The 15,039-nt window shown below is 41.6% G+C and carries 14 protein-coding genes; 10 read left to right on the top strand and 4 right to left on the bottom strand.

The annotated features are described in order from the left end of the window. The first annotated feature begins 4 nt into the window (after window positions 1-4). Genes J9B83_RS14555 through J9B83_RS14525 form a run of 7 tightly spaced genes read left to right on the top strand, consistent with a single transcriptional unit; the run spans window position 5 to window position 7,784 of the window. Entirely contained in the window at window positions 5-1,282 is a 1,278-nt protein-coding gene (locus tag J9B83_RS14555; RefSeq protein WP_211537551.1) for a restriction endonuclease subunit S, read from the top strand. Next, the gene (locus J9B83_RS14550; protein WP_211537550.1) at window positions 1,279-2,745 is read left to right on the top strand and encodes a DUF262 domain-containing protein; all 1,467 of its coding nucleotides are present in this window, start codon (window positions 1,279-1,281) and stop codon (window positions 2,743-2,745) included. Before J9B83_RS14555 ends, J9B83_RS14550 begins: the two co-directional genes overlap by 4 nt. Beyond that, the gene (locus J9B83_RS14545) at window positions 2,738-4,876 is read left to right on the top strand and encodes a DUF262 domain-containing protein (RefSeq protein WP_211537549.1); all 2,139 of its coding nucleotides are present in this window, start codon (window positions 2,738-2,740) and stop codon (window positions 4,874-4,876) included. Before J9B83_RS14550 ends, J9B83_RS14545 begins: the two co-directional genes overlap by 8 nt. Continuing rightward, window positions 4,873-5,454 carry a DarT ssDNA thymidine ADP-ribosyltransferase family protein gene (locus J9B83_RS14540; protein ID WP_211537560.1) on the top strand — a complete coding sequence of 194 codons (582 nt, stop codon included), beginning with the start codon at window positions 4,873-4,875 and terminating at the stop codon, window positions 5,452-5,454. The genes J9B83_RS14545 and J9B83_RS14540 overlap by 4 nt, the downstream gene beginning before the upstream one ends. Before the next feature lies 1 nt (window position 5,455). Then, window positions 5,456-6,109, top strand: a complete 654-nt coding sequence (darT, locus tag J9B83_RS14535; RefSeq protein WP_211537548.1) for a type II toxin-antitoxin system toxin DNA ADP-ribosyl transferase DarT — start codon at window positions 5,456-5,458, stop codon at window positions 6,107-6,109. After that, window positions 6,109-7,176 (top strand): type II toxin-antitoxin system antitoxin DNA ADP-ribosyl glycohydrolase DarG, encoded by a 1,068-nt coding sequence (darG, locus tag J9B83_RS14530; protein ID WP_211537547.1) that lies wholly within the window; start codon window positions 6,109-6,111, stop codon window positions 7,174-7,176. The genes darT and darG overlap by 1 nt, the downstream gene beginning before the upstream one ends. Next, window positions 7,176-7,784 carry a Fic/DOC family protein gene (locus J9B83_RS14525; protein WP_211537546.1) on the top strand — a complete coding sequence of 203 codons (609 nt, stop codon included), beginning with the start codon at window positions 7,176-7,178 and terminating at the stop codon, window positions 7,782-7,784. Before darG ends, J9B83_RS14525 begins: the two co-directional genes overlap by 1 nt. A 14-nt stretch (window positions 7,785-7,798) precedes the next feature. On the opposite strand, the gene J9B83_RS14520 is transcribed toward J9B83_RS14525, so the two are convergent. After that, window positions 7,799-7,957 carry a hypothetical protein gene (locus tag J9B83_RS14520; RefSeq protein WP_211537545.1) on the bottom strand — a complete coding sequence of 53 codons (159 nt, stop codon included), beginning with the start codon at window positions 7,955-7,957 and terminating at the stop codon, window positions 7,799-7,801. A 166-nt stretch (window positions 7,958-8,123) separates the two neighbouring features. On the opposite strand from J9B83_RS14520, the gene J9B83_RS14515 reads away from it, so the two are divergent. Beyond that, window positions 8,124-11,255 (top strand): type I restriction endonuclease subunit R, encoded by a 3,132-nt coding sequence (locus tag J9B83_RS14515; protein WP_211537544.1) that lies wholly within the window; start codon window positions 8,124-8,126, stop codon window positions 11,253-11,255. Continuing rightward, window positions 11,242-11,982, top strand: a complete 741-nt coding sequence (locus J9B83_RS14510; protein ID WP_328797747.1) for a M48 family metallopeptidase — start codon at window positions 11,242-11,244, stop codon at window positions 11,980-11,982. The genes J9B83_RS14515 and J9B83_RS14510 overlap by 14 nt, the downstream gene beginning before the upstream one ends. Window positions 11,983-12,148: 166 nt before the next feature. Here J9B83_RS14510 and J9B83_RS14505 read toward each other — a convergent pair whose 3' ends face one another. The 3 genes from J9B83_RS14505 to J9B83_RS14495 are packed head-to-tail and all read right to left on the bottom strand — an operon-like array spanning window position 12,149 to window position 14,215. Further along, complete coding sequence (locus J9B83_RS14505) at window positions 12,149-12,796, bottom strand: hypothetical protein (protein ID WP_211537543.1); 648 nt, start codon at window positions 12,794-12,796, stop codon at window positions 12,149-12,151. Further along, complete coding sequence (locus tag J9B83_RS14500) at window positions 12,789-13,994, bottom strand: site-specific integrase (RefSeq protein ID WP_211537542.1); 1,206 nt, start codon at window positions 13,992-13,994, stop codon at window positions 12,789-12,791. The genes J9B83_RS14505 and J9B83_RS14500 overlap by 8 nt, the downstream gene beginning before the upstream one ends. Window positions 13,995-13,996: 2 nt before the next feature. After that, on the bottom strand, window positions 13,997-14,215 hold the full coding sequence (locus J9B83_RS14495; RefSeq protein ID WP_211537541.1) for a hypothetical protein: 219 nt from the start codon (window positions 14,213-14,215) through the stop codon (window positions 13,997-13,999). 129 nt (window positions 14,216-14,344) lie between these two features. Here J9B83_RS14495 and J9B83_RS15950 point away from each other — a divergent pair, with 129 nt between their 5' ends. Next, window positions 14,345-14,578, top strand: a complete 234-nt coding sequence (locus tag J9B83_RS15950; protein WP_268927961.1) for a helix-turn-helix domain-containing protein — start codon at window positions 14,345-14,347, stop codon at window positions 14,576-14,578. Window positions 14,579-15,039: the final 461 nt, after the last annotated feature.

Below are 15,039 nucleotides of genomic sequence, written 5' to 3'. Positions count from 1 at the left end.
CGAGATGACAAGCGTAGAAAAGGTGACCATACCGGAAGGGTATAAACAGACAGAGGTTGGAGTGATTCCTGAGGATTGGGTTGTCACTACCATAGAAAATGTTTTATCTATCACAACAGGCAATAAAAACACACAAGATAAAGTCGCTGATGGTATATATCCATTTTATGTTCGCTCCCAAACAGTAGAAAGGATTAATAGTTACACATTTGATGGAGAGGGTGTTTTAACTGCTGGAGATGGTGTAGGGACAGGTAAAATATTCCACTATATAAATGGGAAGTGCGATATCCATCAGCGTGTATATCTGATGCATAAATTTTCAGATAGGCTGCATGGATATTACTTCTATATCTACTTCAAAAATAATTTCTATGACAAAGTAATGTCAATGACAGCTAAGTCATCTGTTGATTCCGTTCGAAGAGAAATGATTGCGGATATGTATATTGCTTTACCCGTAATCAAAGAACAAACCGCCATCGCGAACGCCTTGTCTGATGTGGACAATCTCATCGCCGCCTTAGAAACTCTGATCGCCAAAAAAAGCGCCATCAAAACCGCCGCCATGCAGCAACTGCTCACCGGAAAAACCCGTTTACCCGGTTTTGGAAATCAAGGCGATAGCCATCTCACTGGTAGCCGATCTATGGCTGACACCACTCACATAAAAGACACAGACCAAACCGCGACACGCCTTGGGTACAAACAGACTGAACTGGGGGAAGTGCCGGAGGATTGGGAGTTGGTTGAGCTTGGTGAATCTGTAGAATTTCTAGACGGTTTAAGAAGGCCAGTAAAGTCTGGGGATCGAGAGAGGATGCGCGGTGAGTATCGTTATTACGGTGCCTCGGGAGTGGTTGACTACGTTAATGACTATCTTTTTGATGGTGAATATATTTTATTAGGAGAGGATGGAGAAAACATTCTAAGCCGTAACCTTCCATTAGCTTTTAAAGTAACCGGTAAGTTTTGGGTGAATAATCATGCGCACATAATGCAACCTAATATTGATTTTAATATTGATTATCTGGCTTCTTTCTTAGAGTGCTTAGACTACTCGCTGCTTAACTCCGGCACAGCGCAACCAAAACTTAACAAGCAAAATTGTTTAAGTATTAAAGTAATCAAGCCTACTAAACGTGAACAAGCCGCCATCGCCACCGTCCTTTCCGATATGGACACAGAACTCGACGCCCTACAACAACGCCTCAGTAAAACCCAAAAAATCAAGCAAGGCATGATGCAAGAACTACTCACCGGGAAGACGAGGTTGTTATGAATAAGGCCCTAGACAGTGACGTCATTAGCGTAAAAGATTTATTGCAAAAGCCTAAGCTCACCATTCCTGTGTATCAGCGTCCGTATAAGTGGACTGAGCAGCATGTTAGCCAACTGTTTGAAGATATCGACCTGCATAAGAATAAAAAAGCGTACCGTTTGGGTACGCTGGTTTTTCATCGTGATAAAGGTGGTGAGGGTCAGGGTGAAGAGCGCCTAAATATAGTCGACGGCCAGCAACGTACGCTTACCTTAACGCTGGCGGTGTTGGCGATCATTGAAACTCGCCTTGAGGCTAGTGAGGATCACAAAAATAGAGTCATACAGCGCACTGATTTAAAAAAGAGTTTGATAGAGTTAAAGAAATGCCTTGCAGAATTTATAGCGAACACTCACTTTGATAGCGACATTTCTCAGCGTAACCTTCATCAAAATTATCTAGTCATTAAACGCCATGTATCTCGCTCTGAATTTACCGAAGACCACATAGAATTGTTACTGAATAAATGTCAGGTAGTGACGTTTACACTAACAGATGTATCTGAGGCTTTTCAGTTTTTTGATTCTCAAAACGCTCGTGGTCGAGATTTAGAACCGCACGATTTATTAAAGGCGTTTCATCTGCGCGAGTTTAGTGAAGTCGAGAATCATTTAAAAGCGCAAAGCGTTTCCCACTGGGAAGACCTAAAAACTAAAGCCCTCGCGGATTTGTTTGGTAAGTACCTGTATCGCATTCGCCAATGGACGCGGGGTAACTCGGCCCGGTATTTCAGCAAAGATGATGTGCCTCTGTTTAAAGGGGTTAGCCTCGATAAAGTGGAGCAATACCCCTATATAAAAGCAATGCGCATGGCCCATCATTTTGTAGACGATTATAACCAGCAGTATCAGCGTAAAGTGGATGGTCATAAAATGGACTTTCCATTCCATTTAGATCAAATACTCATTAATGGCCGTCGTTTTTTTGAAATGGCCACACACTACGATACTCAGATAAACCAAGTGGTTAAGGCGGAGCATGGCGATGCCAAAACCCTTTTTCATGGAGATAGCGGTAGTCAGAAACTAACAGATCAAGCCCATAAAATATTAACAAAGCTCAACGACTACCCGAATAAAAGGCGTACAGGAGATCAATACGTTCGCAGTATGTTTGACTGCCTGTTGGTGTATTACATTGATAAATTTGGCTATGTAGAGATATCTCGGGCCATCGAAAAAATATTCATCTGGGCCTACCGTTTGCGTATTACGCAGCAGGTGGTGCAATTGGCCAGTATGGACAATTATGTATTAAACAATAATTGGTTCGTACGTCTTAAAGAGTCGACACAGTCTACGGATTTTCTAAATTTACCATTGGCTTTGATGTCAGACACTGACAACCAAAATAATAAAAGGGCGGGAAATGCTGCTAAGGATGATTTAGTCATATTGTTCAAAGGGATGAATTATTATGAGTGAGTCCAGTGTGAGTCGGTCTAACTTGTGTCAGTCAAAGGGGATAACTGAGTTTTTAGTTAAAGGTTTATTAGCCGACGATACCAATTATCTGGTGCCCATGTATCAGCGTAACTACGCCTGGGGCAAAGGTGAGATTGACCAGTTAATTCAGGATGTTCGCGACAGCCAAGCAAAAAGTGTTAGCCAGAATAAAGGCGCGGAACATAAATACTATATCGGCACCTTGGTGGTATTTAAACGCAAAGATGGCGCGTTTGAAGTAATAGATGGTCAGCAACGCTTTACCACTTTATCGCTAATGGCCACCTGTTTAAAAAATGGAAAAGCCAACGAAGAGGGGGAGGACAATACACCATTCAATTGCGATATGGGCTGGTACACAAATACCAATATAGTTTTCGAAAGCCGCCCTAAATCCAGCACCACCTTTGAAGCCATATTTAATCAAACCTACCCTTTGCACATGCTTAACACAGAAGAGTACAGCGAAGGTATTGTGAATGGCTATCGACTAATTCAAGAGGCATTAAGCCAGCTAAGTGAAGACGAGCAAGCAAGCTTTAGCAAATACCTATTTGAGCAAGTTCAAATCATGCGGGTTGAGGTGCCAGAAGACACCGATTTAAACCATTATTTTGAAGTGATGAATAATCGTGGTGAGCAGCTGGAAAAGCACGAAATTATCAAAGCTCGCTTAATGGCTGCACTGAACCTTATTCAAGATGATGCAGACAAGACCAGTGCTATAACCGTATTAAATACAGTGTGGGAAGCCTGTTCTAACATGGAACGTTATGTGCAATATGGCTTTACCACGACCGAGCGCAATAAAATATTTGGTGATAAAAACTGGGGGCGTTTTGAGCTCAATAATTTTGATGAACTGCAAGCGGCGCTGGCGGTAGATGCTCAATTGGATGAGTCAAAAACCGATAGCGTTGAACAGGTAAAGCCACTCAGCCTTCAGGCGTTGATACAGCCTAATGCTATTGTGGAAAATAAAGGTAGAACAAAGAACAAGAAAGATGAAGCTGAGCCAGATCGTTTTAGCAGCGTGATTAACTTCTCTAATTTTTTATTGCATGTGCTGCGGGTGTGGTCTGCTAAAGATAAACTGCTCGCAGAAGACGATGACTTTTCATTGGATGACAAGCGCCTCATCGAGCTATTTGATCATTACATATTGCGTTTGGACAATAATGGCACTACAACATCTGAGGCAACCATTAAAGCGGTTAAAAGCTTTACCTTTGCCTTATTGAAATGCAAATACCTGTTTGATCAATATGTCATCAAACGCGAGCTTTCAAATAACAAAGATGCATGGAGTTTAAAGCGCTTAAAGCTTTATGAATCCGGTAGCACAAGTTTTGTTAATAGTTTTGATGCCACTGGTGAACATAAAACCGATGAAGAGGGCGGTTTCGAAGGTGTTAACCGTAACGTCTTAATGCTGCTATCTGCCTTTCATGTGTCGACGCCTACCTTGGTGTACAAACACTGGCTAAATGGTGCGCTGAATCATTTGTATAATCAGCCAACTAATAACATAGATGCCACTGCCTACCTCGACTATTTGCAAGCACAAGCACAAGCTTTTGTGTTTGATCGTTTCTTATGTGTGGGTGAGCCTAAGTCCTATTTGAACATGCTGTTTAGAGATGTTAAACCTAAGCGTATTAAGCCAATCGACCGTGATGAATTAGACATGGGCCGGTTATGTTATGGCAAAATCGAAAATAACTTTGTATTCAATTATCTAGATTATTTGTTGTGGTGCGATAGCAGGGAGAATGGCGCTCTGAATAAGTTTGAGTTCACCTTTCGTAGTTCGGTCGAGCACTTTTATCCTCAGCACCCCATGGATGGCTACCAACCTTTAGCGGTAGAGCCACTTAATACTTTTGGTAACTTATGTTTGATTAGTCATAGCAAAAACTCACGACTGAGTAACTTTGACCCCAAATTGAAGCTAGGGCATTTTCAAAAGGAAATCAAAAGCGGCAAGATAGATAGTTTGAAGCTGCATGAAATGATTAAGTTGATGGAAGAAGAGAAGCAGTGGGATGAGCCACAGATCCAGCATCATGAGAAAATGATGCTGGGCGTGCTTTTAGGGAAAAAGGAATAAATTCTATAGCTAATATTGAAACACAATCGTTACTTTATCATTTAACTGATATTGCAAACTTAGAAAACATACTCACTGATGGACTGAAGCCGCGCAGTGAGTTGCAGTGCTTTAGTGATGTAGCTGATCATGAAATTTTGGATAAACGAAAAAAGTTAGATTTAGAGAAGTATGTACCCTTTCATTTCTTTGGTGGTAGCCCATTTGATGGGGGAGTTCAGAAAGCTAATTTAGATACACAGTTTGTCCTGCTTACTGTACGACGTGATCATGCTAAGGCAAATAATTGGAAGATAATCCCTAGCCATCCATTGGCGGATGATGATATCGAACTCATGGACTATGATGAAGGGTTTTCTGCAATCGACTGGGCTAAGATGAATGAGCGTGAATATAGCGACCCTACGTCGAAAAGTGTTTGTATGGCGGAATGCCTCTCGCCGAATGAAGTTCTGCCAGCGCGGTTTTTCTCTATTTACGTTAAAGATGAAATTGTTGAAACTGAAGTTCAGAAGCTGTTAAAAAAAGCAGGGTTATCGCCGCACCTCAATATTAACCAAGGTATGTTCGTAAAATAAAATGCCATACGATTACAGTAAAAATATTAATGCTGAAAAAGCCCTGATATGGCGTATTGTTCATAGGGACAATTTGCCATGGATACTTGCTAATGGCCTACATGCAGGTAATAGCCAAATACAGTCGCCGAGTTGGGTGCATATCGGCAATCCTGAGCTAACCGATAAGCGTGCAAGGCATAACGTCCCTGTTCCGCCTAATGGCGTGTTAAATGACTATGTGCCTTTCTATTTTACGCCGTTCTCACCTATGTTACGCAATATCAGTACGGGCTGGGGTGGTATTACCAAACGTCCTAATAATGAGATTGTGATATTGGTATCTAGCTTGCCAAAGCTAAAGGGCATGGGCTATCCCTTCGTCTATACCGATAGTCATGCGTATTACATGTGGTCTAATTTTTATACTGATTTAGCGGATTTAAAGGAAGTTGATTGGCCCTTATTACAAGCCAGAGACTTTAAACGCGACCCCAATGACCCTGGCAAGTTTGAACGCTATCAGGCGGAAGCCTTGGTACATGGGCACTGCCCAGTGGAGGCGCTTGTAGGTATGATTTGTTATGATGATAAGACTAAACAACAACTTGATGTCTTAGTTGGCCAGCATAGCCATACTCTTGATGTTCACGCACGGCCAGAGTGGTATTTCTAATGATTCATTACACAAGTGGAAATTTGCTAGAAGCGAATGTCGATGCTCTTGTCAACACGGTAAATACCGTGGGTGTGATGGGTAAAGGCATCGCTTTGATGTTTAAAGATCGTTTCCCTAAGAATATGTCTGAGTATGCAAAAGCATGTAAAGCTCAGCAAGTAGCAACAGGCCAGATGTTTGTTACTCAAACAGGCGAACTGATGGGCCCTCAGTGGATTGTAAATTTTCCTACTAAGCAGCATTGGCGCTCGAAATCTAAGATGGAATGGGTGGTTGATGGTTTAGCTGACCTTAAGCGCTTTATTATTGAAAATAATGTTCAATCGATTGCTTTACCTCCGCTAGGTGCTGGTAATGGCGGGCTGAATTGGACGGATGTGAAGCCGCAAATAGAAGCTGCTTTGGCTGATCTTGAAAGTGTCGATATCTACATTTATGAGCCAACCGCAAAATACCAGAATGTTGCAAAGCCTAAGGGGGTTGAAACCTTAACCGCGCCTCGGGCGCTAATCTCTGAAATGGTGCGTCGTTATTGGGTGTTGGGTATGGATTGCAGCTTGTTAGAAATCCAGAAACTCGCTTGGTTTTTGCAACGGGCTATTCAGCAGCAAGGCCAAGACTTGGATTTGAACCTTCAGTTTAAGGCTAATTATTATGGCCCATATTCTAATAACCTAGGGCATTTATTAAATGCACTGGACGGCAGTTATTTGCAGGCTGATAAACGCATTTCGGATTCATCTAAAGAAGATATTATTCGCTTTAATGATACGAAAAAAGACAAGCTAACCGCTTATTTAAATTCGGACGCAAAGCACTTTTCACCGTCATTAGACAAAGCACTGTCTACTATAGAAGGCTTTGAGTCGCCTTATGGTTTAGAGCTTCTTTCCACTGTGGATTGGGTTATTAGTCAGCAAGGCTGCCAGCCTGATTTGGCTTCTGTACGATTGGCTATTGGTAGCTGGCTAGCGGGACCAGAATGGGCTGCGCGCAAGCAAGGTATTTTTGATGATCGCAGTCTTCAGTTTGCCATCGATCGTATTCAAAGTACGTTAATGTAATGGCCAAGTACGAAGTGACCACTACTGAAGGTGAGTTTGAACCTGGTTCAAATGAAGCTGTATTAAAGAATAAGCTAGGTATTATAACGGTCGATGATATCAATGAGGCTGAAACTGAGCTGCTTATTCAATTGTATGAATATATTTTGAGTGAGACGGACCATTCAGCACTTACGGCAGTAGACATTACAAATTGGCACAGAATGTGGCTCGGAAACCTTTATGAGTGGGCAGGTGAGTACCGCTCTGTCAATATGAGTAAAGGTGGCTTTCATTTTGCCGCCGCCAAGCAAATTCCCAAATTACTGCAACAGTTTGAAAGTGACTTTCTCTCTCAGTTTGAGTGTCTTTCGCAGCTTGACGAAGAAGCGGTTATTTCTTTTTTGGCACAAAGCCATGTTGAGTTTATTTTGATACACCCATACAGAGAAGGAAATGGGCGGCTCTCTCGTTTATTTATGGATGTGTGTGCTGTTCAGGCGGGCTTTGATGTACTGGATTATGAACTTTGGGATGACAATAAAGAATTTTATTTCAAGTCGATTCAGGCAGGTGTTTCAGGGGATTATCAGCATATAGAGCGCTTAGTTCGAGATGTTTTGAAGTAAGCGCCTGTGTTTTGTTATGCAAAAGCTAGAGATAAATGTTTAAACTTGCCATTTTGGCTGTTCAATTTAGCTTCAATTATTTTGGTAGGAACGCCTGTTTCTATCGCACTTGAGCTTGCTGCAGCGCGAATTAGCTTAGATTTAGCTACTTTTTTCTTTGGTCTGCTAGTCATTGCGTTTCTCCTAATTAGGGGAACATTATAGCATTAAATAGTCGTATTAAAACGGGTTAATTAGGCTGCTGTACAAGACCGCTAGCCCCTTTATCGCCTTTTAAGTAGGCTCTTTATAATTAGTTAGTATGTCTCGTCATACTGGGTGTATAAAAAGGAATAAACCATGAGTAACGTAGGCCAAAGGGAAAGAATCACCCAGAACAGAGTTGTTGGTTTTTTTCAGACAGAACTGGGTTATGACTATCTTGGCGATTGGCAAGACCGCGAAGGCAATAAAAACATCGAGCCAGAATATTTGCGACAGTGGTTGTTGTCGCGTGGTGTTGAGCCTGTGTTGGTCGAAAAATCGATTCGTCGCTTAGATACGGCTGCTGCCTTGGGTGAGGGTAAAAAGCTTTATGATGTAAACAAAGCCGTTTATCGCTTATTACGTTATGGTGTGAAAGAAAAAACCGGCGCAGGCGAAGTAAAGCAAACCATCTGGCTGATTGATTGGAAAAACCCTGAGAATAACCATTTTGCCATAGCCGAAGAGGTTTCGGTAAAAGGGGAGAACCTGTCTCCTAAAACTAAGCGCCCCGACATTGTTTTATACGTGAATGGTATTGCTTTGGGCGTGATTGAACTAAAGCGCTCGTCGGTATCCTTTGGTGAGGGAGTACGCCAAAACCTAGATAACCAGAAAAAAGATTTCATCCGTAATTTTTTCACCACTATGCAATTGGTGATGGCGGGTAATGATTCACAAGGTTTACGTTACGGTACCATTGAAACCCCAGAAAAATACTATCTCGAATGGAAGGAAGACAGCGCAATTGATTGTGCCAGCCCACTTGATCGGCATCTAGCACAGGTGTGTAATAAAAAACGATTTTTAGAAATCATTCACGATTACATCGTATTTGATAGCGGCGTGAAGAAGACGTGTCGCCATAACCAATACTTTGGTATTCAGGCGGCTAAGCAACATATTGCTCGTCGTGAAGGCGGTATTATTTGGCATACCCAAGGATCAGGTAAGAGCTTAACCATGGTGTGGTTGGCTAAATGGATACGTGAGAATGTAAAAGATGCTCGTGTCTTAATTATTACTGACCGCACCGAGTTAGATGAGCAGATTGAGCGGGTTTTTAAAGGTGTTGATGAAGAGATAGAACGCAGTAAAAGTGGCGCTCATTTGCTGTCTAGCTTGAACGAGCCTAACCCTTGGTTGATGTGTTCATTGGTGCATAAGTTTGGCCGTAAGGGCGAACAATCTGAAGACTTAGCAACTCAAGATTATATTGAAGAATTAAAGAAAAACCTACCTAAAGACTTTTCGGTTAAAGGCAATTTATTTGTCTTTGTCGATGAGTGTCACCGTACTCAATCGGGTGCTTTGCATGAAGCGATGAAGGCTATTTTGGTGGCTGAAAATGGCCCAGAGCCTGTTTCAGAACCCATGTTTATTGGTTTTACTGGTACGCCGTTGCTTAAAAAAGATAAACGTAAATCCCTCGAAGTGTTTGGCCCTTATATTCATACCTATAAATTTAATGAAGCGGTCAAAGATGGTGTGGTATTGGATTTGCGCTACGAAGCGCGTGATATTGATCAAACCATCACGTCGCAGAAAAAAGTTGATGAATGGTTTGATGTGAAAACGCGCGAACTAACTCCGTATAACAAAACACAATTAAAACAACGTTGGGGCACGATGCAAAAAGTGCTGTCGAGTAAGTCGCGTTTGCAACAGATTGTTAATGATATCTTGATGGATATGGAAACCAAGCCACGCCTGATGGACGGTCGTGGTAACGCCATGTTGGTGTGCGCCAGTGTTTATCAGGCGTGTAAGGTCTATGAAATGTTTAGCCAAACAGACTTCAAAGATAAGTGTGCCATTGTCACCAGCTATAAACCGATGGCCTCGGATATAAAAGGGGAAGAGTCTGGCGAAGGCTTAACCGAGAAGCTGTTTAAGTACGATGTTTATCGCAAAATGCTGGCGGATTATTTTGAAAAGCCAGAAGACGAAGCGGCTAAGTTGGTTGAAGAGTTTGAGAAAGAGGTAAAGCAGCGCTTTATCAAAGAGCCTGGGCAAACGCGTTTGCTGATTGTGGTAGATAAATTATTAACGGGGTTCGATGCGCCTTCTGCCACCTATTTGTACATTGATAAACAAATGGCTGACCATAACTTGTTTCAGGCCATTTGCCGTGTGAATCGTTTGGATGGTGATGAAAAAGATTACGGTTACATCGTTGATTATAAGGATTTGTTTAAGTCATTAGATAAAGCCGTTCAAAGTTACACTGAAAATGCTTTAGATGGTTTTGACGCGGAAGACGTGGCTGGCTTATTAACCGATCGATTATCGCAGGCCAAGTCTGACCTTGATGAGGCATTGGAGGCGGTAAAAGCCTTATGTGAGCCCGTTAAGCGACCAAGAGATACCAAAGATTATTTAGAATACTTTTGTGGTGATACCTCTAAAGCAGAAGACCTTTTAGACAGAGAAGGGCAACGTGTTGCCTTGTATAAGTTGGTCGCTAAGTTACTGCGTTGTTATGCTAATGTGGCGAATGAGATGCAAGCGGCTGGCTATACACCTGAGCAAGCCATTGACATTAAGCAAGATGTTATTCACTACGAGAAAGTGTGTGACGAAGTAAAGATGGCCAGTTCTGACTATTTGGATATGAAACGTTTCGAGCCAGCTATGCGTCTTTTGTTGGATATGTATATTCGTGCCGATTCTAGTGAGCAGTTGATGGATTTCGAAGAGTTGGGACTGATTGAGCTAATTGTCGAAAAGGGGGAAGACGCATTAGATGGTTTACCTGATGGGGTAAAAGGCAATCCTGAAGCGATGTCGGAAGCCATTGAAAATAACATGCGTAAAACCATCATTGATGAAAACCCAGTTAACCCGAAATACTACGAGCGTATGTCGGATTTATTAGACGCCATTATCGAAGAGCGCCGTAAGCAAGCAATTAGTTATCAAGAATATCTTGAGAAGATTAAAGACTTAGCTCGTAAAGTGGTTAGGCCACAAGGTACTAGCAAAAAGCCTTATCCTGTAAGTATTGATACCCCAGCGAAACAAGCTATATTTGATAATTTAGGTGAAGATGAAGTGTTAGCCTCAAAAATTGACACGGCCATTCGCTATACCAAAAAAGCCGATTGGATTGGTGATCGCTTTAAAGAACGCGAAGTCGCGAATGCCATTCGAGAAGAGTCGAAGGGTTATGACGTGGATATAGCCGATGTATTAGAGCTTGCAAAAAATCAGCGTGAGTATCAATAAGCTCATGGCGGATTCAGAAATCATGGTAAGTGGCATTCGTATCCAGATTGTCCGTAAAGCTATTAAACACTTGCATCTTGGCGTGTATCCACCTGAAGGTCATGTTCGTGTGGCCGTGCCAGAGCATGTGACAGACGAACGCATTCGCTTAGCGGTAATTGATAAACTAGCCTGGATCAAAAAACAGCAAGCTGAATTTATGGCGCAGCCAAGGCAAACTGCTCGTGAGATGGTGGCGGGTGAGAGCCACTATTTCTTTGGTAAAAGCTATCGCTTAGAAGTGATAGAGCAAGTTGGTAAACATAAGGTTGAGCTGGTGGGTGGTAATAAGATTCGCTTATCAGTCACTGCTAACACCAGTACAGAAAACCGTTTAAAGTTGATGAGTGAGTGGTATCGGGAACAACTAAAGCAAATTACCCCCAAGCTATTAGCTAAATGGCAAGCCAAAATAGGCGTTGTTGCTGACGACTGGGGGGTTAAGAAAATGAAAACCAAATGGGGAAGCTGTAATATTGAAGCGAAACGTATTTGGTTAAATTTGGATCTTGCTAAAAAGCCTCCAGAGTGTCTTGAGTACATTCTTGTGCATGAACTGGTGCACTTGTTAGAGCGCCATCATAATGATCGCTTTATTGGGTACATGGATGAGTTTATGCCCAAATGGCGACTTCATCGTGAGACCTTGAATAGGTCTCCCTTGTCTCATGAAGAGTGGGAGTATTAGTCGATTCTGTTATGTAAGAAAAGAGGGCTTGAGTTAGGGGTTCTTTTTAAGTTTTTAGATAGCCGTTTGCAAAGATATCTACAGTCAAAACTAGATTGTACTGAAGGGCTAAACGCAGAAGTCACTCAAATAATTACCACTATGACTTCTGCGCTCAGTCGTGATTTCAATCACCCAATAATGTCTGCTCCCAGAGCTTAATAGGTGCTTTACTTTCTATTGAGTTCAGTAATTCTCCAACAAAAGAGATTTCTTTTCTTCGACTGACCATGGACACTAGCTCAACGCAGAACTGGTTGTCATTTGTTGTCACGTCGCTCAGTAGGGCTTCTTTTGCTTTGCGATATGTTAAAGACATACAGGCATCTTCTAACAAAGATAAGCAAAGCGATTTAATTGAATTATCCTTTATTTCAGTTGTTCTTTTGAGTAATACGCGCTGTAAAGCATGCTGTTCTTCTTTTTCTATTGTGTGCTGCAATTGATCGATTGCCTGCTTCGCAGCATCACCAGCGATTAAGTCGTACCATGCTAAATAGAAAAAATAGCCTCTATTGTGATGCTTTATTGCCGCTTCTAGAGAGATGTACTCGCCAATGTACTTCTCCAGGTCCGTAAAGTGATCACCTAGAAGCCTTAATTCTAGTTCTCCTGTACCTTCTACGTCAGAAACGATCGCGACTTTTTGAGTATAGTTTTGCGATGTTTGGTGTTGTTGGATGCTATTCAATAAATAGCATCCCTTAAATCGTACCAGGTTACCGACATCGTCTAAATCAGGTTGTGTAGCAGATCGAGCTTGAAAATTACGCATAACGCACCTCCAGTTGAGCATCTAATAATCTTTCCATTGCACTGCCGTCCATTCTTGTGAGGTTGGGGACATAGCGGGAATAAACACGAAATAACATCTCTGTATTTGCATGGCCCATCTGTCTAGCGATCCATTCAGGTGATTCGCCTGATGCTAACCAAAGCGTTGCTGCAGTATGTCGTGTTTGATATGGGCGTCTTTTTTCAAGATTTAGCCTACCAAGCAGTGGATACCAAACTCGTCTGGTCACATTGTTATGACTGAGCGCCTCGCCTTCACGAGTGCAGAATACAAATTTGTTAAAACGAGCAGAATGCTTATATTGGCGTTTTAATGCATCAAATACGGGTTGGCTCATCTGAATGTCACGAATAGAAGATTCGGTTTTAGTCTCGTCTTCTTCACCTGCAACAATGGTTTCGCGAATTTTTATTAAGTGCTTATCAAAGTCTACATATTTCCATTTCAGACCATCGATTTCCCCTGTTCGCATACCAGTAAAAAAACGTACTAAAAAATAGTCTCGATAATCAGCTCGGACTGTATTTAGAATTTTATTTACTTCATTAACGGTAAATGGATTAGCATCTGTCTTAGGAGACTTTAAAGGTTTTATACGAATATAGGGCGTGATAAAGTTAAAATCATCGGCAGCATCCTCGAAAATCCGCTTCAATGGATTCATAATCTTATTGATGCGAGTGTTTGATAGACTTGCTTTACCGTTTCGTCCTGGTACTTTGGCGAGAACTGTGCGAAACGTTAGCAGATCATTTCTTGTGATGTTGTCGACCTTTTTGTCACCAAAAAATGGCAGATAGTGTTTATTAATGATGCTTTCGACGTTGATTATATGAGAGCGCCTCCAGCTTACTTTGTTATGGTTAAACCAATTCGCAACAAATTCAGAAAAGAGTACTGCTTCTTTTTTGTTTTGTTGTTGTAGCCAAATATCAGGCTCATAAAGACGCTGTTCTGCATCAGAAAAGTGCTCATTCATTTTGCTTTCTGGAAAGCGGTTGGCGTATCGGAACGTGCCAGCTATGATTTCAGACTCGATTTGTGTAAGCAGCTTTTCAAGCTTACGCTTGTTAGCGATGGTGGCTTTTAAAGCCGTTTGTTCGCGACACCTTTTCCCCATGTAGCGAAAATCAATGTAGAGAGTGTTTGTTTCTTTGCGTACGCTAATGCATGCCATAATTACATTTCCTCTGTGTAGGCCAAAGCTAGTGAATCTTCAACTTGGTTTAGCATGTCTTGTTCGACATTTTCCCAAATGAAAAGAATTTTTCTGCGGTTGAAGGGACGAATGTAGTGGCGGCCTTCAAATAGGCAGCTGTCAACTAAATCGTTACGGATAGTGCGAACGTTGTAGTGAATTCTTTCAGCTAATTGTTCAGTGGTAAGGTAAGTGCTCATAAGGTATCCTATCAAATGATCTTTTATGGGATGAATTGATAATATATATTATCAATAAGGTAAATTTAGATCAGTTGAGCAAGGTTGTCAAACCTTTTTGATTAAAAATATTATCATACGGTGTTTTATATGATCAGATTCAGGCTTCAAGAGCTGATTACAGATAAGTCGTTTAAAGAAAATAGACGTATCACTATAGGGGAGGTGGCTTCTCAGACAGGTATTAATCGAATGACGCTGTCCAAAATGATCAATCATAGAGGGTACAGCACAGTGACAGATAACTTAGATAAGCTTTGCAGGTATTTCGAATGTGAACTAGTCGATCTGGCAGAGTACTTACCAGTCAGTAAAGATGATTAGATTTGATCTAGGTTATCGTGTCTTTTTGGTAGGATAAGCACGAGAACAGAACACTACAGTTGAAACTTTAGAGAACATGCTAGATCCACACTAGCCGCGATGTTGAGCGTCAAACGCTTCTTGAAGTGGAATCTAGGGAACGCTATATGCGACACCATATTGGCTTCAGTATCTGTAACGTCTAATCGTTTCATTGAAAAGCGTATTAATACGCTAAGCATTAAGACACTGAGGCGTCGGCTGATACTAAGCACAAACCACTTAACATTCTTCAAATGTATATTTCTCATAAAGACCAACAACAAAGGCTGAATTTAAACACGCTTGGCCGGGCTAAAGTCAGTTTTGATAACCTCTTAGTCGCAGACTAGAAAACAGTAGTTCCGGCGTTTTTCAAGGTAGTTGTCGCCTAAAATAATTAAGCAGCGTCTTTATGTTGCTCTGGATTTAATTCCACATCA

The organism is Marinomonas vulgaris (genome assembly GCF_018145875.1).
GTDB classification, from domain to species: Bacteria; Pseudomonadota; Gammaproteobacteria; order Pseudomonadales; family Marinomonadaceae; genus Marinomonas; species Marinomonas vulgaris.
This window is presented reverse-complemented; position numbering and strand designations above follow the sequence as displayed.

Bases quoted from the DNA above. Each gene is read 5' to 3' on its own strand.
- J9B83_RS14555 (WP_211537551.1), top strand. From the start codon at position 5: ATGACAAGCGTAGAAAAGGTGACCATACCGGAAGGGTATAAACAGACA.
- J9B83_RS14550 (WP_211537550.1), top strand. From the start codon at position 1,279: ATGAATAAGGCCCTAGACAGTGACGTCATTAGCGTAAAAGATTTATTG.
- J9B83_RS14545 (WP_211537549.1), top strand. From the start codon at position 2,738: ATGAGTGAGTCCAGTGTGAGTCGGTCTAACTTGTGTCAGTCAAAGGGG.
- darT (WP_211537548.1), top strand. From the start codon at position 5,456: ATGCCATACGATTACAGTAAAAATATTAATGCTGAAAAAGCCCTGATA.
- darG (WP_211537547.1), top strand. From the start codon at position 6,109: ATGATTCATTACACAAGTGGAAATTTGCTAGAAGCGAATGTCGATGCT.
- J9B83_RS14525 (WP_211537546.1), top strand. From the start codon at position 7,176: ATGGCCAAGTACGAAGTGACCACTACTGAAGGTGAGTTTGAACCTGGT.
- J9B83_RS14520 (WP_211537545.1), bottom strand. From the start codon at position 7,957: ATGACTAGCAGACCAAAGAAAAAAGTAGCTAAATCTAAGCTAATTCGC.
- J9B83_RS14515 (WP_211537544.1), top strand. From the start codon at position 8,124: ATGAGTAACGTAGGCCAAAGGGAAAGAATCACCCAGAACAGAGTTGTT.
- J9B83_RS14505 (WP_211537543.1), bottom strand. From the start codon at position 12,796: ATGCGTAATTTTCAAGCTCGATCTGCTACACAACCTGATTTAGACGAT.
- J9B83_RS14500 (WP_211537542.1), bottom strand. From the start codon at position 13,994: ATGGCATGCATTAGCGTACGCAAAGAAACAAACACTCTCTACATTGAT.
- J9B83_RS14495 (WP_211537541.1), bottom strand. From the start codon at position 14,215: ATGAGCACTTACCTTACCACTGAACAATTAGCTGAAAGAATTCACTAC.
- J9B83_RS15950 (WP_268927961.1), top strand. From the start codon at position 14,345: ATGATCAGATTCAGGCTTCAAGAGCTGATTACAGATAAGTCGTTTAAA.